Below are 18,606 nucleotides of genomic sequence, written 5' to 3' on the forward strand. Positions count from 1 at the left end.
GCAGATCGTCGGCGTCGACCAACGTCTTCCCCGAGACTAATTGACCGACGACCCGTTCGTGTTGCTGGAGATGTTCCATATCCGTTGCAGCTCTTCGAGCTTCACTCGCCGCCGAACGGGAATCGTCTGCCCGTCCTTCAGGGCGATCCGCATGCCGATGTGGCGCACGTCCTTGAGGTTTCCGTCGCCCAAGGTCTTGCAGATCGACACGAACTCGAAGACGTCCAGGTACCAGTTCTCGCTGTCGCCCGCCTTCAGCAGGTGGGGCAGGGCGGGCCAGGTGGTCCCGGACGAGGGCAGGTGGTTGCTCGCACGGGACTTGCCCGTGATGAAGACCGCGGAGACGTAGAGGTCTGATCTGCCCACGTTGTGCACCGTCACCCCGAGCACCGGCGTGGACGGGCCGTTGCCGGACAAGCGGGAGAGGACGTCGAGGGGATCGTCGCGGCGCTTGATCGATTGCAGCAGCAGCTGCGTGTCATTGCCCCGCCACCCGATCGACACGTAGACCTTCGCGCGGCGGCCTGAACGGCTGAAGGTGAACATCTGCCAGCCGAGCGAGAGGCACGACACGATCAGCGCCAGGCCGGCGACGATGACGGCGGCCAACGACATCGTCAGCTTCCTTTGCTGCCGTTGTGGAAGGTCACGCCGCCGTGGATGTCACGGGCCTGCACCACGCGCCCGCTGACGTTGCCGGTGATCTGGTTGGTGACGCTGCCACGGCTTTCCACGTCGAGTCGTTCCGACTTCCTCGCCTCTGCGACGGCGGCTCGCAGCTCCTGGGCGAAGTGAGCATCGTCCTCGGCGGCGTCTTCCAAGGCCATGACCAGCCTTGCCCGTGTCCGCGGGCGAATCTGGCCGGCTTGGTTCGCCTCGAGTTCGAGTCTCTCCAGTGCGGAATCTCCGCTCAGTTTCGTTCTGACCATCTCGTACACGAGCTGGAACGCCGGTTCGGACGTTCCGTCCCGATCAGCGCCAGGGTGCTCGTGTTCGAGATGCGCGGGAAGCGTCAACTGAGCGATCAGGACCCTGACCGCGATCTCGATGTCCGTCACTTGACCACCGTTTCCTTGCTCATGGCGTTGATCGCTTCCTAGTGCTGTCGTCGGTTTCGTTCATGCCGTTACCTGCCGAAAATGCCATGCGACGTAGAAAAATCAGCCTTGGGGGCGGGAGGAGAAACGCCGGACCTGGTCCGTGCGACAAGCGATGAGCGGCGAGAGGAGAAAGCGTTGTCAACCGAGGACGGCGAGACTCGCAACGAGTTCTCCGGGTCGGCGGAGACCGTCTTGCAGGCGGGGAACATCGGTGCCGTCCACTTCCGCGGAAGCAAGTCGAGCGAGGACATCGCCCTGATGCTCATCTGCGATGCGGAGCTCGAACTGAATCCTGGCGACCAGGTGTCTTTGACGCTGGAAGTCAGCAACCTCAAAGACCAGCCGCACGACGTGGTCCTGCATTTGAACGGCATGCCGGGCACTTCGAGCGAGGTCGTCCCCGACAAGGTGACCATCGCGCCGAGACGAACGGAGAAGGTCAAGCTGGTCCTGCGCACCTCGCCGACCTCCCCCGAGGCCGGCAGACGTCGCGTCTCGGTGCACGCGGAGGACCCGTCGGGCCGGAGACTGGCCGAGACCAGCGAGACCGTGACGATCGTGAGCCGGCCGAACCTCACGGCGAGCCTCGCTCTTCCCGGAGACCTGTCCGAGCCGGGGACCTACGAGGGCGTCGTCGAGCTGACGAACACCGGCAACAAGCCTTTGCAGGGAACCATCCAGGCGCCCGGAGAGTTCGGTGAGGCTCCGGCACACCACTTGGATCTGGTCGGGTCCGGCTCCTTCGACCTCGCGCCGGGTGACTCCGCTCTGCTGGACCTGGAGCTACGTCTGTCCACGCAAGCGCCGCTCACGACGTCGTGGAGTCCGCAGTTCGAGATCTCGGTAGCACGTGGCGGCCTTGACAGCTTCACGCAGGAGGTCACCGTCACCCAGATCGGCTGGCTCGCGCAGATGCCGGCCTTCTTGGCTGCCGCGTTCGCCGCAGCGAGGGTCCGACTGGGCGAGTTCGTCTCGTGGTGCGGTGAAAAGCCTGCTACGCGCAGGGGTGTGCTGTTGACCGTCGCCGGCGTTGCGGTCGTGCTGACCTCCGTCGTGACGGCCGGCCTCAGCGGCGAGCCCACCACGCCAGCCGGCTCGGCGGCGGGCACGACCACCTCGAGCACCGGCCCGCCCGCGACCTCGGTACCTGCACCCCCGTACAGCGTCATGCCCTGTGCGCCAGGTACGTCGGCGATCAACCTGTGGGGCATGACCGAAGCTGAAGCCGGCGCGCACGCCGCATGGCTCATCGAGTACGAGTCGAGGCGCCTGCAACGACTGCCTGGTGAAGACGCGAGATTCGTCGGTCAGCTGCTGGACCTCCACCACCCGCGGGTGCAGGTGAGCAGGTGGGACGACGCGTGCAGTCCGTTCCGCGGCTCGAAGCGTCCGGAAGCGGAGGTGTTCGTCTGGTTCGGGCCGTTGCCATCGGACCAGGTCGAGAGCGTGTGCGCGATGTTGCACAAGCACGAACCGCTGGACTGCCAGACCGGGTCGACGACCGCGAGATGACGTTCGGCAGGAGCGCAGGGCCGGCCGGCGGGAACGCGATGGGCTCCCCCTGCGTCCGATCGGACGAACCCCCGAGCAGGTCCTGGGAGCGGAGGAGCCATCAGCGGGGTGAGCGTGCGGGTACTGGGTCCTCTGCAGGTCTGGCGGGACGGTCGCAGGGAGAGCCTCGGCGGTGCGCGAGTTCCGCATCGAGCCGAGGCAGGCGCCCCACGACGTTCACTGCAACCTCTCGCTGGGCAACATGGACTTCGAGGACTTCGCGCCCTGGTTCCGCCGGTGAGTCCTCAATGGACGGTAGGCGCGCTGTTTCACCCGATCGGGCGGTAACGCCCCCTCTTGGGCGAACGACGTAGTTGCCGACCGGACGTCAGGGGACTGTGCGAGGGGTGCGGCGAGTTGGGGCTCTTGGACTACTTTCGGCGTACGAAGACCGCGCCGGACATTCGCGCCTACGTGGAAGCTCCTGTTCGCCAGGCACCTCGGTTGCCGCCGCCCAGCTTGCTGCGGCCGGTCGAGCCCAGGTGGGTGCCGCCGGGTGAGACAGTCCGCATCGGACGGCACGTGCTCCCGGGTGGCATGCTCTACGTCGGCCAGGTCCCGTCGCGCCTGGTCGGCACGAGGCAGCGTCCTGAGTGCATTGATCCGGGGTTGCCGCTCGAGGACCGTCGGCCTGACCACGCGGGCCACGGCATGGACTACTGGCCCGCCTACCACTCGATTCCGCCCGAGAGCCGGAGCGGCTACCTGGCCTGGCTGGCCGGTGGGCGACAGGACCCGAACGCGTACATCGGACACGTCTTCCTGTACTTCTACGGCCTCGAACGGCGCGTGCTGGTCGACTCGCGGGTGGACGCCGCCGCGCGCGCTGACCTGCGGAGGATCTTCGCCGAGTGCCTTCGGCTGCAACGGGTCTACGGTCACAACAGGTCTTTCGGATCTTACGTGACGGAGTTCCTCCAATGTGCCCAGGTGTTGCTGATGGCCGAGGACCCGAACGTGACCGTCGCGGCGCCCGACCCCACTACGACGGACCGGTACCCCGTCCCGATCGAGCTGCGGATCGGTCTGGGCAGGTTCGCCCGCGACGGTCTGCCGGTGCCGGCCGAGTGGGCGTTCAGCTGGGCGCTGCTGCATCCGGAGATGTACGCCAGGACGCCAGCTCAACGATGCCCAGACGAGTTCCGCCGGCTGTTCCTGCTGCGCTACCGCGATCTGCACGGCGACGGGCTCCAGGTGCGGCCGCTGAAACAGCAGGTGTCGCTGTCGTACCGGCCCGCGAGCAGCGGTCTCGACGACAGGTCGCTGACCCTCGACCTCCCGGACGTGACGACCGCCGCGGCGCCCACTCGGAAGCTGGCGAGCCTGATCGAGGAGTGCGCGACCGTTCTCGACCCGTACAGCCGGTTGATCGGCAGGCAGCCGGAGGCGGCCGGTTCGCTGGCCGCCGCGGCGGTGCTGCCGCCGGAACTGGTGCAGGCGGGCCACGAGGCGTTGCGGCCGACGCAGGACCTCGTCGAACGACTGCTAGGTGCGCAGGACATCGCGGTGCTGGACGGCGCCGAGCTTATGACGCTGTGGCCCTCCCGCACGCCAGGGAAGTTCGTGAAGGCGGACGCGGTCGGCCTCGCGCAGGTGCTCGACCGGCTCGGCGTTGGCATGGAACCCGACGTGCGCATGGGTGGTCAGGTGCTGTCCGCGGGGCCTGCCGTGCTCTTCCGGATCCGGCACGACCAGCCGACCACGGCGAGCCATGAGTACTCGGCGGCAACCATGCTGCTGCACCTCGCCGCAGTGGTCAGCGCGGCCGACGACGACGTGTCCGACGCCGAGCGCGACCACCTGGTGCGCCACCTGGAGTCCGCACTGGGGTTGCAGGCAGGTGAACGCGAACGGCTGGTCGCCCACCTGACCTGGCTGCTGGCCGGGGACACCAAGCTGACCGGGCTGAAGAAGCGCCTGGCCGCGCTGACCACGGCTCAGCGCCACCACGTGGCCGACTTCCTGACCTTGGTCGCGGCAATCGACGGCCACGTCTCGCCGGGCGAGGTCAAGACGCTCCGCAAGATCTACACACTGCTGGAGTTGGACCCCGACTCGGTCTACGGAAGACTGCACGCTTCCGCTGCCACACCACCACCCGCCACTGAACCGGTCAGGGTGGGCACTCCCGAACCGGCCGCCGCCGGGTTTGCGATCCCTCCGCGTCCGGAAGCGAAGCATGCGCAGGGGTCGGTCGTGCTGGACCGGCGCCTCGTGGAGGCACGGCTGGCGGAGAGCGCCGCGGTGTCCGCGTTGCTGGCCGACATCTTCGCCGACGAGGCCGAGGAGGCACCGCCGGTGAAGCCGCCCGTGCAAGACGGTCCGCGGGTCGGCGGTTTGGACAGCGCACACTCGGCGCTGGTGCTGAGGCTCGTCGACCGTGCGATGTGGACCCGCGGCCAACTCGAAGATCTCTGTGAGGAACTGGGTCTGATGCCCGACGGCGCGCTCGACGCGGTGAACGAGGCGGCGCTGGAGATCGCCGACGAACCGCTCGTCGAAGGCGACGGCGACGAGCTCAGCATCAACGACTACGCACGAGGAGAAATGTTCGCATGACCGCTGACCGAATCCGTCCCCGTGACCGCGACACGATCGTTCAGTCCCTGCGCGCGGGTGTGGTGCCGCGGGCGGGCCAGCAGCACGTCCAGGTCGGCCGCCAGCACGAGGTGACCTCGCTGGTGCGCGACATCGAACGGATTGCGGACGGGGGCTCCACCTCGCGGTTCGTGATCGGCGAGTACGGCGCGGGCAAGACCTTCTTCCTGCACCTCGTCCGGTCGATCGCGCTGAAGCAGAAGCTCGTCACGATGCACGCCGACCTGGCACCGGACCGGCGGCTGCACGCCACCGGCGGCCAGGCGCGCGGCCTGTACGCCGAACTCGCCCGCAACACCGCGACGCAGGCAAAGCCGGACGGCGGCGCGCTCGGCGCGGTCGTGGAGCGGTTCGTCACGCAGGCCATGACCACGGCCAGGGATCGCGGAGCCAGCCCGGAGACCGTCATCCGGGAGCGGATGGCCGAGCTGTCCGAACTCGTCGGCGGCTACGACTTCGCCGAGGTCATCGCGGCGTACTGGCGTGGTCACGACACCGGCAACGAGCAGCTAAAGTCCGACGCCGTGCGCTGGCTGCGGGGCGAGTTCACGACGAAGACCGACGCGCGCTCGGCCCTTGGCGTGCGCACGATTGTCGACGACGCGAGCTTCTACGACCAGCTCAAGCTGCTCTCGCGGTTCGTGCGCATGGCCGGGTACAGCGGACTGCTCGTCTGCCTCGACGAGATGGTGAACCTCTACAAGCTGACTTCCTCGCAGGCCCGCTCGGCGAACTACGAGCAGGTCCTGCGCATCGTCAACGACAGCCTTCAGGGAACCGCGGCCCATGTCGGGTTCCTGTTCGGCGGCACGCCGGAGTTCCTGATGGACACCCGCCGCGGCCTCTACTCCTACGAGGCCCTCCAGTCGCGGCTGGCCGAGAACTCGTTCGCCACCAACGGTCTGACCGACTACTCCGGGCCGGTGCTGCGGCTGTCGAGCCTGACGCAGGAGGACTTCTTCGTCCTACTGAGCAAACTGCGGCACGTGTTCGCGAGTGGCGATCCCGTCGCCTACCTGCTGCCGGACGAGGCACTGCAGGCGTTCATGCAGCACTGCTCGGAACGCATCGGTGACGCGTACTTCCGCACGCCGCGCACGACGATCAAGGAGTTCCTGAACCTGTTGTCGGTGTTGGAGAACAACCCCGGCGCGGACTGGCGGGTGCTGCTCGGCAGCGTCCGGTTCGAACAGGACGTCAACCCGGATCTGGAGCCCCTCGACGCCACGGCGGACGACGATGAGCTCGTCGGCTTCAAGCTCTGAACGGGTCGGCTCGGTCGGCTTCACCCGCCTGCACCCGAAGGTGCAGCGCTGGGTGTGGCGGCAGGAGTGGCCGGAGCTGCGACCCGTCCAGGAACGCTCGATTCCCGAGGTGTTGCCGGGCCATCGGGACGTGATCATCGCGGCCGCCACCGCGGCGGGCAAGACGGAGGCCGCGTTCCTACCGATCTGCTCTGCCGTGCTGGACGCGGAAGGTCCTGGCATCCGGGCGTTGTACGTGTCACCGCTCAAGGCGCTGATCAACGACCAGCACCGGCGGCTGGACGATCTGTGCGACCAGCTCGAGGTGCCGGTGCACCGCTGGCACGGCGACGTGGCGGGGACGGCGAAATCCGCGGTGCTGACGAAGCCCGAGGGCATCCTGCTGATCACCCCGGAGTCGCTGGAGGCGATGTTCGTCCTGCGCGGACCGGACCTGACGCGGATCTTCGGGTCGCTGGGCTGGGTCGTGATCGACGAGATGCACTCGTTCATCGGCACCCAGCGCGGCGCGCAGCTGCAGTCCTTGCTGCACCGGCTGGAACTCTCGCTGCGTCGGACCGTACCTCGGGTCGGCCTGTCCGCGACCCTGAGCGACATGGGATCGGCCGCGGAGTTCCTGCGGCCGGGCGCGGGCAGCGCAGTGCGAGTTGTCGAGGACAGCTCCAAGGGCGGTGAGTTCCTGCTCCAGGTGCGCGGATACGTGGAGAATGCGCCGGACGGGGAACCGGCGGAGGACCCGGCCAGTAGTCTGGCGATCGCCTCGCACCTGTTCAAGGCGTTGCGCGGCACCAACAACCTCGTGTTCGCGAACCGCAGGGGTGCTGTCGAGTACTACGCCGACCGGCTCCGCGCGATCAGCTACGCCCAGAACGTGCCCAACGAGTTCCTGCCGCACCACGGCAACCTCTCCAAGGACGTCCGCGAGCACGTCGAGCGGATGCTCAAGAGCTCCCGGCCCACCACCGCGATCTGCACCTCCACCTTGGAAATGGGCATCGACATCGGCGCTGTGAAGTCGGTGGCGCAGATCGGTGCCCCGCCCACGGTGTCGGGGCTGCGGCAGCGGCTCGGCCGGTCCGGCCGCCGTGGCGAGCAGGCCGTGTTGCGCGTGTACATCACCGAACCGGAGATCGCCGGCACCAGCTCCCCGTCCGACCAGCTGAGGGCCGAGCTGTTCCAGACGGTGGCGATGTTCGACCTGCTCGGCGAACACTGGTACGAACCACCGGACCTGACCGCCTGGCACCTGTCCACCCTGGTCCAGCAGATCCTCTCGGTGATCGCGCAGCACCAGGGCGCCTCCGCTTCCCAGCTGTTCAAGGCGTTGTGCGTCAACGGCCCGTTCGCGCGGATCGAGCAGCCGGTGTTCCTGCAGCTAATGCGCGACCTTGGTGAGGCGGGCCTGATCCAGCAGGAACCGGACGGTCTCCTGCTGCTCGGCGGCGTCGGCGAGGTGATCGTCAACCACTACAGCTTCTACGCGGCGTTCACCGGCGGCGACGAGTACCGGCTGGTCAGCGGCAATCGCACGCTGGGCACGATCCCCGTGGTGAACCCGATCATGCCGGGTCAGCTGCTGATCTTCGCCGGGCGCCGGTGGCAGGTCGTCGAGGTGGATTCGAAGGCCAAGCTCATCGAGCTGGCGCCTGCACGGGGTGGGCGGGCGCCGTCGTTTGCGGGTGGCTCGGCGGAGATCTGCGACGAGATCCGGCGGCGGATGCGCTGCTGGTACGAGTCCGACGTCGTGCCGCCCTACCTCGACCGCACGGCCCAGGAGCTGCTGGCCGAGGGGCGTGACTGGTACCGCCGCCTGGAACTGGCGGCCTCGCCGGTGCTGGCCAGGGGAGACGACACCGTCGTCTTTCCGTGGCTCGGTGACCGGGTACTGGACACACTGGCCGTGTGGCTGAGCCTCGGCGGCTTCGAGACGAGCAGGGACGGCGTTGCTCTCACCGTCTCGCGATGCACGCCCGCTCAGTTCGGCCACGCCGTCCGGCAGATGCTCGCGAGTCCCGGTCCCACCGCCGTCGAACTGGCGGAGGCGGTGCCGAACACGGTGGTCGACAAGCACGACGTACACCTGAGTGCGGGACTGAGGGCGCAGGCGTACGCGCGGGGCCACCTCGACCTGGCCGGTGCCCGCGGGGTGCTGGAGTCGCTGAGCGAGTTGCTGCCGGTCTTGGACGTCGACCCGATCGCCGGGAAACCGGTCGTCGTCGTGCGTGAGCACTTCACGCCGGCACCGTTCGCGGTGGTCGACGTCGAGACGACCGGGTTCGCGCCTGGCCGCCGGGACCGGATCATCGAGATCGGTGTGGTCCGCCTCCGCCACGACGGCGAGCCGCTGGGGGAGTGGAGCACCCTCGTGCAGCCTGATCGTCAGGTCGGGGCGTCCTGGGTGCATGGCATCACGGACGCCGACGTGGACGGTGCGCCCCGGTTCGCGGAAGTCGCGGACGTGCTGGCGCGGCAGCTCGACGGAGCCGTTCTGGTGGCGCACAATCTGCCGTTCGAGCGCCGCTTCCTCGAGGCCGAGTTCGCCAGGGCGGGCCTTTCGATGCCGGTGGGCGCGGGTGTGTGCACGCTCGAAGTGGACCGGATCGTCCACGACGAGGGCAGGAGGAAGCTCCGTGACTGCTGTGCCGCGGTCGGCGTCGTGGACGCGGAGCAGGACCACCGCGCACTCGCCGATGCGCGCCGGACCGCGGAACTGCTGCGCCACCACCTGCGCAACCCGCCACCTGAGTGGGCGGGACGTGGCCAGGAGTGGTTGGTCGCAGTCGGCTGATCGGAGAGGGACACCTTGCCGCAAGAGGAACTGACCAACGTCGTGGGACGTGTGGCGGGCACCGCGGACGCCACGCCGCTCACCTTTCACGTGGCGATCGCCCCCGACTCGTACCTGCAGCTGGACGACGTCGTGGTCACCACACGTGCGGTCGCGGGGCGTGAACCGGTCATGACCTGCGGCGTTGTCACCCAGGTGATCGCGCGGCACGAGGGGGCGACCTTCGGCAGCGACGTCTTCCTGATCTCCGATGGCGTGCTGCCCGCGGCGGTGCAGGAGATCGCCGAGATCGCCACCACCCGCGTCGAGCCCGAGTGCTACGTGCCGCCGCGACCTGGGGAGATCGCGCGGCGGGCCACCGGGACCGAGCGGGCCATGGCGTTGTACTTCGACCAGATGCGGCGCAAGGTGCCGGTGGGCATCGGGCGTGATGGCGAGCCGATCTACGTGAACATGGAGTTCCTCGACGGCACGAGGGGCGCGCACGTCAACATCAGCGGCATCAGCGGTGTGGCGACCAAGACGTCGTTCGCGTTGTTCCTGCTGCACTCGATCCTGCAGAGCCAGGTCGTCGCGAACGCGCACAACACGGTCAAGGCGCTGGTGTTCTCGGTCAAGGGCGAGGATTTGTTGTTCCTCGACAACGCCAACTCGCAGCTCGACGACGAGCAGCGTGAGAAGTACATCCGGCTCGAGCTGCCCGCCAAGCCGTTCGAGTCGGTCGGCTTCTACGCCCCGCCGACGCCCGGTGACCTGACCGGGCGGCCGCACGTCGTGGGCAGGACGCAGGGGGTGGCGTCGTTCTGGTGGACGCTCGCCGAGTTCTGCGCGGAGGAGCTGCTGCCGTACGTCTTCGCGGACGCCGAGGACGAGCGCAACCAGTACACGATGGTCGTGCACCAGGTCGCGAACCGGTTGCGGCGGGACGCGCAGCCGGCCGGGGACGACGGCGCGGTCAAGCTCAACGGCAAGCTCTGCCGCACGTACGAGGACCTCGTCGACGTCGTCGTGGACCTGGTGACCGAGGAGGACACGCGCGCCGAGTGGGCGGGTCCGGCGATCGGCGCCGGCACGGTCAACGCGTTCGTGCGCCGGCTGAGGTCGAGCCAGCGGGCGTTGAGCGAGCTGATCCGCGGTGACCTCACCGGTACGGCGGCCCGCCGGATCTCCACCACCGGGCAGCAGGTGACCGTTGTCGACCTGCACAACCTCGTCGAACGGGCGCAGCGCTTCGTCGTCGGTGTCGTGCTCGCCGCGGAGACCGCGCGCAAGGAGCAGGCGGGGCCGGGCGGGCTGCTGTTCACCATGCTCGACGAGCTGAACAAGTACGCGCCGCGCGAGGGCTCCAGCCCGATCAAGGAGGTGCTGCTCGACATCGCCGAACGGGGGAGATCCCTCGGCGTGATCCTGCTCGGCGCCCAGCAGACCGCGAGCGAGGTCGAACGGCGGATCGTCAGCAACAGCTCGGTGCGCATCGTCGGCAGGCTCGACGCGGCGGAGGCATCGCGGCCCGAGTACGGGTTCCTCCCGGCGAGCCAACGGGTCCGCGCCACGCTCGCCAAGCCCGGCACGATGTTCGTGAGCCAGCCGGAGATCCCGGTGCCGATCGCCGTCGAGTTCCCGTTCCCCGCCTGGGCAACCCGCGCGTCCGAGGCCGGCGGGCTCCCCGACACGGCCGCGGCGAACGGCCATCGGGCGCGCGACCCGTTCGCGAACTGGAAGCCCGGCGCCTACGACTTCGACCAGGACGACCCCGCCCCGTTCTGAACCACGTGAGGACCGCCCGTGAAGTTCCTGCACACCTCCGACTGGCACATCGGCAAGACGCTGAAGGGTCGTGGCCGGCTCGACGAACAGGCCGCGGTGCTGCGCGAGATGCTAGGCGTCGTCCGCGCGCACCAGGTCGACGCCGTGCTCGTCGCCGGTGACCTGTACGAGACGTCCGCGCCGACCGCCGAGGCTCAGCAGCTCGTCGTCAACGCGCTGCTGGCGATGCGCGCGACCGGTGCCGAGGTGATCGCGATCGCGGGAAACCACGACCACGCGGCCACGTTCGAGGCGTACCGGCCGCTGATGAAGGCGGCGGGGATCCACCTGGCCGGGCGGCCTCGCCCGGCGGAGCACGGTGGCGTCGTGACGTTCCCGGCGCGGTCGACCGGCGAACGCGTAAACGTCGCCGTGCTGCCGTTCCTGTCGCAGCGGTACGCCGTCAGGGCGGCCGAACTGCTCAGCGGCACACCGGCAGACAACTCCGCCCGGTACGACGAGCAGGTCAGGATCGCGCTGGATCGACTCAAGGCCGGGTTCACCTCGGACGCTGTCAACCTCGTGATGGCGCACCTGACCGTCACCGGTGGCGCGTTCGGCGGTGGAGAACGGCCCGCCCAGTCGATCTTCGAGTACCACGTGCCCGCCGCAGCGTTCGGCAGCGAACCGCACTACGTCGCGCTCGGCCACCTGCACCGCCGCCAGGAGCTCCCGGCACCGTGCCCGGTGCACTACTCGGGATCGCCGATCGCGGTGGACTTCGGCGAGCAAGACAACGAGAACGTGGTCGTGCTCGTCGAGGCCACGCCGACCACCCCGGCGAAGGTCACCGACGTGCCGCTCACTGCGGGACGTCGGCTGCGGACCGAGACCGGCACGCTTGCCGAGCTGCGCGAGCGAGCCGAGGAGTTCGGCGATGACTACCTGCGGCTCTACCTGCGCGAACCGGCCAGGGCGGGATTGTTCGAGGATGTGCACGCGGCGTTGCCGAACGGGCTGCAGGTGCGCATCGACCCGGAGTTCGCCGGTACCGATGCGCCCAGGGCCGCCGCGGCCGCCGAGCAACGTGCGCCCGGTGAGCTGTTCGCCGCCTATTGCGCGGAACGCGGTGTCGCCGACCAGCGGGTCGAGGAGCTGTTCGCCCGGTTGCACGACGAAGTGACCACCGCGGACGCCTGACGAGAGGGGATCGGCTCATGCGGCCCGTGTTGCTGCAGATGGAAGGGTTCGCGTCGTTCCGCGAACGTGCCGAGGTGCGGTTCGACGACACCGACTACTTCGTGCTGGTCGGCTCGACCGGCGCGGGCAAGAGCACGGTCATCGACGCGATGACGTTCGCCCTGTACGGCACGGTCGCGCGCTGGGAGCACGAGACGAAGGTGCAGTCCGCGCTGGCCGCTACTGTCAACCGGGGCGTGGTGCGGTTGGTGTTCGACGTCGGTGGTGCCCGCTACAGCGTTGTGCGCGAGGTGCGCCGCTCCCGGGGCAAGAACGCCGGTGTCAGCGTGAGGAGCGTCCGGCTCGAGCGGTTCGCGGAACCCACCGCAGTCGGTGATGCCGAGGACGAGACCGAGGTGCTGGCGTCCGACGGCGAGGTCACAGCCGCGGTGGAACGGTTGCTGGGCCTGAACTTCAAGCACTTCTGCGCCTGCGTGGCGCTGCCACAGGGTGAGTTCGCCAAGTTCCTCCGGGCGAAAGCGGGGGATCGGCAGGAGATCCTGGTCAAGCTGCTGGGGTGGGAGGTCTACAAGAAGATCGCCCAGAGCGCGGGCACCAGGGCGACCGACCAACGCCAGCGCGCCGACGTGCTGAGCGGTCGGCTCGGGGCCTACACGGAGGTCACCGAGGCCGCCGTAGAGCTGCTGGCCGCCCGTGTCGGAGTGCTGGAGAAGCTGACCGACCGCGTCGACAGTGCGCTGCCGGAGATGGCCGCGGTCGCCACCGAGCACGACGCGGCACAGGGGCAGGTGCGGACGCTGGAAGCAGAACGCGCCCACCTCACCGGGATCGAGGTTCCCGCGGAGGTTGCCGGTCTCCACCGCGACCTGCGCGCGGCCTTGACGGTGCAGACCGCCGCCAAGACCGCGTGCGACGCCGCGCAGAAGGCCGACGACGTGGCGCGGGCCGAGCTTCGCAACGCGCCGGACCGCAGCGCGTTGGAGGAGACGCGCAGGCGGTGGGCGGAGCTCGCCGAGACGACCTCGGCGTTGCCCGAGCTGCAGAGTTTGCAGGAGATCTCCGCCGAAGTCGTCCGTGGCAAGGACGAGCATGTCGCCCAGGCCACGGTGAAGGCCGGTCTTGCCCTCGAACACCGTGACGCGGCCGGCCGGACCGCAGCCGAGACAGCCGCCCAGGTCCTTGGCGTGCGACGGGAACACGATCTCCTGGCCGCTGTGGAAGCACCCGCGGACCTGGCCGCCGTGGTCGCCGCCGGTGAGCAGGCCCGTGACCTGACAGCGGCCGCTGAGCTCCGCGTGGCGGCTGCGGAACGAGCAGATGCCGAGGCCCGCGCCGCTGTGGCCGGGCTGCCGTCCGCCTCGTCACTGAGCGAGGTGCTGAACCACGCTCGCACGGTCCGCGACATCTGCACCGCACAACTGGCCGACGTTCCGAGGCTCGCCACACAGCAGGCCGACCTCGCACGAGTCACCGCGGAACACGATGCGGCTGTCAAGGTGCTCGCGGAGGCCGAGCAGGCGGTCGCGGCCGCCGAGGTGGCCAACCGCGCGGCCGTTCTCCGGGAGCAGTTGGTCCCCGGCGAACCGTGCCCGGTCTGCGACCAGGACGTGCACACAGTGCCGCCTCCACACGAAGTCGCCTCCCTGACCGCCGCGCGTGCCGACCGAGCGGCCGCCACACGAGGCCAGGAAGGTGCGGCCGAGGTGCTCCGCCGACTGCAGAGCGTCGTGGAGCGCACTCTCGACACCCGCGCTGCCGAACTCGCCAAGGCGCGGCAGGTGCTCGCCGTGATCGACGCGGACGTTCCGCTCACGGACGACGTTCTCGGTGAGGTGGTGCACCGGGCGTCCGCGATCGTGACGCGGTTCGAGGCCGATCTCAACGTTCGCGCGAAGGCCGAGCAGCGCGTGACCGACCTGCACCGCGAGCTGACCGAGGCCAGGGAGGAACGCGAAGCAGCGCACCAGGCCACCGCTGATGTCTCGACAGCGCTGGATGTCATGCGCACGACTTTGCGACGGCACCGCGATCCTCTGGTGACACTGGGCGCACCGCACCTCGACGAGGCCGACGTTCGAACGGCCTGGGACCAGTTCACGGCATGGGTGGGGGACGCTCTGGCCGCTCGCGCCGCCGATCTTCCCGTTCTCTCCGAATCGGCCGCGTCGGCCCAATCCGTTCACGAAGCGGCAGAACAGGCTCTCACCGTTGCGAGCGCGGATCTCGAGATGTGCCAGAAGCTCGCTGTGGAAGCGAAGCTCAGCCTGCAGGGGTTGACGACCCAGCTCGACGAACGCGGAAAACGCCGCGCCGAACTGGAAAGACTCCTGGACGGCGCGCAGCCCGCCATGGATGTCGAGCGAGAGCTCGCCCGCATCGCCATCCTGGAGAACACGGTCGAGCGGACGCACAGCGGCCTGACGGAGGCCCGCGCGCACCTCGGCACCGCTGACACTGCCGTCCGCGAGGTGGACCAGGTGGTCGCACGAGCGAGGCAGGGTCTCGGCCGAGCCCGCGATCCGCTCGCCGCACTGGGCGCTCCCGAACTGGATCCGAGCGACCTCCACACCGCCTGGACGTCGCTGGTGCAGTGGGCACAGGAGAAAGCCGAACAGAGCGCCGCGCGGCTCGATACCGCCACCGCCGCTGTGAATGACACCCGGACGCTTCTCGACCGGCTCGAACAGGAGCTCACGACCGACCTGCAGGCGGCGGAAGTCTCGGCTGGTCAACCGGTGGGGGAGAAGGCTGCGGTCGCCGTGGCCACCGCGCTCACCCAAGCCCGGAGCGAGCACCGGCGCATGGCAGAACGTCTCGCGGAGCGGGCCGGCTTGCGCGCTGACATCCGCGACGCCGAGGAGCAGTCCCAGGTCGCCCGGCTGCTCGCCGACCACCTGCGGTCCGACAAGTTCCAGCGGTGGCTTGTGGACAGCGCGATCGACACGCTCGTCAAGGAAGCGTCGGCGTTGCTGTTCGAGCTGTCCGGTGGCCAGTTCGACCTCACCTACAGCAAGAGCGAGTTCCACGTCGTCGACCACAACGAGGCCGATGCCGACCGGCCGGTCAAGACGCTGTCCGGCGGTGAGACGTTCCAGGCGTCGCTGGCCCTCGCGCTCGCACTGTCGTCGCAGATGGGCGCGCTGGCGGCGGAAGGCGCGGCGCGACTGGACTCGATCTTCCTCGACGAGGGCTTCGGCACCCTGGACGAGGACACGCTCGACACCGTCGCCTCAACGCTGGAGAACCTCGCCAACTCGGGATCGCGGATGGTCGGCATCATCACCCACGTCGGCGCGCTCGCCGAACGCGTACCCGTCCGGTTCCGCGTCGTCAGGGACGCTGCCAGCTCACGCATCGTCAGGGAGTCCTTGTGAACGCACCACCGGTCGCTCCGCCGATGCGGTTCAACGTCGAGGGCTGGGAGATCGGCTACGGCTCCTCCCTGGACGTCGACGAGGAGCTGAGCCAGTCCAAGGCGGAGCTCGACCTCGGCGTCGAGGTGCCGGAGGCGTCGTGGCGCCCCGTCGGCCCCACCACGGGGATCACCGAACCCGACGCGGTGCTGTTCGTCGACGGGGTGCGGCGCATCGACGCGCAAGTCTGGATCGACGAGGGCGACGACACCGCGGCGCTCGGCATCTGCGCTTCCTACGCGGCCGGCGTGGTGGTGTGTCAGGACAGCCGCGCCGAGGTCGTCCACCCGAAGCACGCGAGAGGAGTGTTCAGCACCTCCGTGCACGTGCAGAACATCGAGACGCCGTTCGACGCCTACGAGGCTGTGGTGGTGCGGGAGAAGCCGCAGCTGAGCCTGCAGGTCGTGCTGTCCTCGGCGTTGCAGGAGAAGCTGACGCTCCTGGAGATCGAGACCGCAGCGCGGGCACGGGAGACGCTGAACGCCGCCAACGACCTGCTCGTCGTCGACGGTCAGCTGCGCGGCCGCGAGCACCTGGAACGTGCGGTCGGCTACATCAAGAGCCACAACAAGTTCTACCTGCCCGACCGGCTCAACGCGATGGTCCCGGCCATGGCCGCGGGACATCGCACACCCGTGTTCCGGATGGGCACCACCTGGGAACGGTACTCCTGGTACCTGCGGCTGCCACACGGTTCTGGATCACCGTGGGCGGGCGTCGTTCGGGTGGAGGCCAACGAAGGTCTCAGCCCCGCGGACGTGGTGGCTCTGGCGAACCTGACGCAGTCGGTGCTGGGACGGTACGCGTCGGCCGAGTATAAGGACGCCCGTGCGCCGCAGAACCTCTACCCGATCGCCGGCCTGGAGAAGAACCTGCGCCACCGGCTCGGCGACCAACAGCTGCTGTACCGCGGGCTGCGTGCCGCCGCGCACTTCACTTAGAAGTTCTCAGGCAAGCGTCCTGCACGGCTGACGACCGGTTGCCCGTGCGTGCACGTTTCCCTGCCCGAACGTGTGCGTGCCGAGAAATACGTCCGTGCAGGTCGGTAGGCGTCGGTGGGTAGCGGTCGTCATCGGGCATGGTCGCGGCCGTGCTGGTCGCTTCGCCTACCTTGCCGTCTCTCAGGTCTTGGCAACGTTGTGGCTGCTGCGTAGGACCGAGCGGGAGAAGGATGTCTAGATCCTCGCGTTGCGCCACCAACTCGGGTCCTGCGTCGGCAGCTCGGTGATCAGCGTCCACGATTGCGGTCAGAGGACAGGGCGTTGCTCGCGGCCTTGCTCGTGCCTTGGCTCGCGCGTCGTTACGCCGGCTCCGGCTGCTGGTGAGCCCGGATGCGGTGCTGAGGTGGCATCGCGACCTGATCAAGCGTCGCCATGCCCGCTTGAGCGTGAACCGTCGGCCTGGGCGTCCGCGCGCGGTCGCTTCGATCCGCCGTCTTGTCCTGCGGCTGGCGGCCGAGAACCCGTCGTGGGGATATCGACGTATCCACGGTGAGCTCGCGCTTCTCGGTGTCGTGGTCGCCGCGTCGACGGTGTGGGAGATCCTCAGGACTGCCGGTATCGATCTGGGCCCGCGTCGGACGACCGTTACCTGGGCGGAGTTCGTGCGTTCGCAGGCGTAGGCGATCCTGGCGATGGATTTTGTTGAGACGGTCACGCTGGCCGGTCAGCGCCAGTACATTTTCGCCGCCGTCCACCACGCCAGCCGGCGTGTATGGATAGTCGGCACGACCGCGCACCCCACCCATGTCTGGGTCACCCAGGCGATCCGCAACTTGCTCATGGACCTCGAGGACACCGGATACGTCGCGCGGATCAGGTTCCTTATTCGCGACCGCGACGGCAAGTACCCGGCACTGATCGACGAGATCCTCAGCGGCGCCGGGATCGCGACAATTCTGACCGGTGTGCGGGTGCCTCGCATGAACGCGATCATGGAACGTTGGGTCAAGTCGCTGCGCGGCGAGCTTTTGGACCGCACCCTGATCTGGAACGAGGCTCATCTTCGGCACGCGCTGCGTGAGTACGAGCGGCACTACAACCAGCACCGCACCCACCGATCCCTCGCCGCAGCAGCACCCTTGCGAGCCCGGCGCCAGCCCCTTGGACCTGACCGGATCGAACGCCTTGCGGTACTTCGACGGGACCGTCTCGGTGGAGTCCTCCACGAGTATCGGCCTGCTGCTTGACCTGTGTGGACGTAATTTTCGGCACGCACAGGGTGACCGGCCGGAAGACCTGGATAAGCCGCCTGGCCGAAGCCGCCGTGTTCGTGCTGTTCTTCCGCGCTCCGGACGGTCGACTCGTCGCCGCAGCGGTCGACGCGGACGAGCCGGGCCTGCTCCGACAGCCGATTCCGCCGACCGGGCTCGCCGGATGGACCTGGGGCGTCTTGGGCCTCGACGCGGTGAAGGTCCGGCCAGAAGATGTCCTGCACGGAGACGGTATGGCTCTGCTGCGCGAGCACTTCGCCAGCTAACGACCGCTGGTCACCGTCGCCGCGCTCGGCGGCGCGGCCGCAGTCTTCGACACCGTGAGCGCCCGGCTTTCCGAGCGAATAGCCACCGGCGACTTGCGCAGGCTGCGTGACTCAGCGCTGATCACCCTTGGCTGCACCCACGTCCAGCTGGCGACTGCACTTCTGGGAGCCGTCATGGCCGGTCAACTGGCGGAAGGCGTACACGCTGACGCGGAGCTGTGGGGCGCGGCGACGAAGGCTCATGGCATCGACACCGCCAACTTCGCCACCGCGGAACTCGCGCTCCTGCTCGGGGCGTCAGGTTTCCGTGCGGACTGCCAGACCGCCAAGACGCGCCGGGACTTGAGCGGGCTGCTCTACGCCGACGGCATCCACGACAGCCTGTACCGGACAGCGGGCAAGCAGCACTCGACCACAAAGGACGGTACGAACGCGGTTCGGCGCCGCGAGATCAACTGAACCCGGTC

General features: G+C 68.7%; 14 protein-coding genes. 12 read left to right on the top strand and 2 right to left on the bottom strand.

What is annotated here, in order from left to right; genetic code table 11:
• Positions 1-36 precede the first annotated feature (36 nt).
• Entirely contained in the window at positions 37-615 is a 579-nt protein-coding gene (locus ABZX02_RS08280) for a hypothetical protein (protein WP_355296082.1), read from the bottom strand.
• Positions 616-617: 2 nt separating this feature from the next.
• The gene (locus ABZX02_RS08285) at positions 618-1,058 is read right to left on the bottom strand and encodes a hypothetical protein (RefSeq protein ID WP_355296084.1); all 441 of its coding nucleotides are present in this window, start codon (positions 1,056-1,058) and stop codon (positions 618-620) included.
• Between the two features lie 177 nt (positions 1,059-1,235).
• Here ABZX02_RS08285 and ABZX02_RS08290 point away from each other — a divergent pair, with 177 nt between their 5' ends.
• The 12 genes from ABZX02_RS08290 to ABZX02_RS08345 all read left to right on the top strand — a co-directional run bounded on the left by ABZX02_RS08290 (position 1,236) and on the right by ABZX02_RS08345 (position 18,598).
• Positions 1,236-2,612, top strand: coding sequence for a hypothetical protein (locus tag ABZX02_RS08290; protein ID WP_355296085.1), 1,377 nt, complete (start codon positions 1,236-1,238; stop codon positions 2,610-2,612).
• A 483-nt stretch (positions 2,613-3,095) separates the two neighbouring features.
• Positions 3,096-5,210, top strand: coding sequence for a TerB N-terminal domain-containing protein (locus ABZX02_RS08295; protein WP_355296087.1), 2,115 nt, complete (start codon positions 3,096-3,098; stop codon positions 5,208-5,210).
• Positions 5,207-6,514, top strand: coding sequence for an ATP-binding protein (locus ABZX02_RS08300; RefSeq protein WP_355296089.1), 1,308 nt, complete (start codon positions 5,207-5,209; stop codon positions 6,512-6,514). Before ABZX02_RS08295 ends, ABZX02_RS08300 begins: the two co-directional genes overlap by 4 nt.
• Positions 6,489-9,302 carry a DEAD/DEAH box helicase gene (locus ABZX02_RS08305; RefSeq protein WP_355296091.1) on the top strand — a complete coding sequence of 938 codons (2,814 nt, stop codon included), beginning with the start codon at positions 6,489-6,491 and terminating at the stop codon, positions 9,300-9,302. Before ABZX02_RS08300 ends, ABZX02_RS08305 begins: the two co-directional genes overlap by 26 nt.
• Positions 9,303-9,317: 15 nt before the next feature.
• Entirely contained in the window at positions 9,318-11,069 is a 1,752-nt protein-coding gene (locus tag ABZX02_RS08310; protein WP_355296093.1) for an ATP-binding protein, read from the top strand.
• Between the two features lie 18 nt (positions 11,070-11,087).
• Positions 11,088-12,248: an exonuclease subunit SbcD gene (gene sbcD / locus ABZX02_RS08315; RefSeq protein WP_355296095.1), complete on the top strand. Its 1,161-nt coding sequence runs from the start codon at positions 11,088-11,090 to the stop codon at positions 12,246-12,248.
• Positions 12,249-12,265: 17 nt separating this feature from the next.
• Positions 12,266-15,622 carry an SMC family ATPase gene (locus ABZX02_RS08320; protein ID WP_355296097.1) on the top strand — a complete coding sequence of 1,119 codons (3,357 nt, stop codon included), beginning with the start codon at positions 12,266-12,268 and terminating at the stop codon, positions 15,620-15,622.
• Positions 15,619-16,602 carry a hypothetical protein gene (locus ABZX02_RS08325; protein WP_355296099.1) on the top strand — a complete coding sequence of 328 codons (984 nt, stop codon included), beginning with the start codon at positions 15,619-15,621 and terminating at the stop codon, positions 16,600-16,602. The genes ABZX02_RS08320 and ABZX02_RS08325 overlap by 4 nt, the downstream gene beginning before the upstream one ends.
• 344 nt (positions 16,603-16,946) lie before the next feature.
• Positions 16,947-17,282, top strand: coding sequence for a hypothetical protein (locus ABZX02_RS08330; RefSeq protein ID WP_355296101.1), 336 nt, complete (start codon positions 16,947-16,949; stop codon positions 17,280-17,282).
• 12 nt (positions 17,283-17,294) lie between these two features.
• The gene (locus ABZX02_RS08335; RefSeq protein WP_355296103.1) at positions 17,295-17,849 is read left to right on the top strand and encodes an integrase core domain-containing protein; all 555 of its coding nucleotides are present in this window, start codon (positions 17,295-17,297) and stop codon (positions 17,847-17,849) included.
• Positions 17,846-18,139, top strand: coding sequence for an acyl-CoA dehydrogenase family protein (locus ABZX02_RS08340; RefSeq protein WP_355296105.1), 294 nt, complete (start codon positions 17,846-17,848; stop codon positions 18,137-18,139). Before ABZX02_RS08335 ends, ABZX02_RS08340 begins: the two co-directional genes overlap by 4 nt.
• A gap of 54 nt (positions 18,140-18,193) precedes the next feature.
• On the top strand, positions 18,194-18,598 hold the full coding sequence (locus tag ABZX02_RS08345) for a hypothetical protein (RefSeq protein ID WP_355296107.1): 405 nt from the start codon (positions 18,194-18,196) through the stop codon (positions 18,596-18,598).
• Positions 18,599-18,606: the final 8 nt, after the last annotated feature.

Source organism: Lentzea sp. NPDC003310 (assembly GCF_040610935.1).
Classification (GTDB): domain Bacteria; phylum Actinomycetota; class Actinomycetes; order Mycobacteriales; family Pseudonocardiaceae; genus Lentzea.

What these genes read in the sequence shown, in the direction of transcription:
- ABZX02_RS08305 (WP_355296091.1), top strand. Translation starts at nt 6,489, where the DNA reads ATGAGCTCGTCGGCTTCAAGCTCTGAACGGGTCGGCTCGGTCGGCTTC.
- ABZX02_RS08300 (WP_355296089.1), top strand. Translation starts at nt 5,207, where the DNA reads ATGACCGCTGACCGAATCCGTCCCCGTGACCGCGACACGATCGTTCAG.
- ABZX02_RS08320 (WP_355296097.1), top strand. Translation starts at nt 12,266, where the DNA reads ATGCGGCCCGTGTTGCTGCAGATGGAAGGGTTCGCGTCGTTCCGCGAA.
- ABZX02_RS08280 (WP_355296082.1), bottom strand. Translation starts at nt 615, where the DNA reads ATGTCGTTGGCCGCCGTCATCGTCGCCGGCCTGGCGCTGATCGTGTCG.
- ABZX02_RS08335 (WP_355296103.1), top strand. Translation starts at nt 17,295, where the DNA reads ATGGATTTTGTTGAGACGGTCACGCTGGCCGGTCAGCGCCAGTACATT.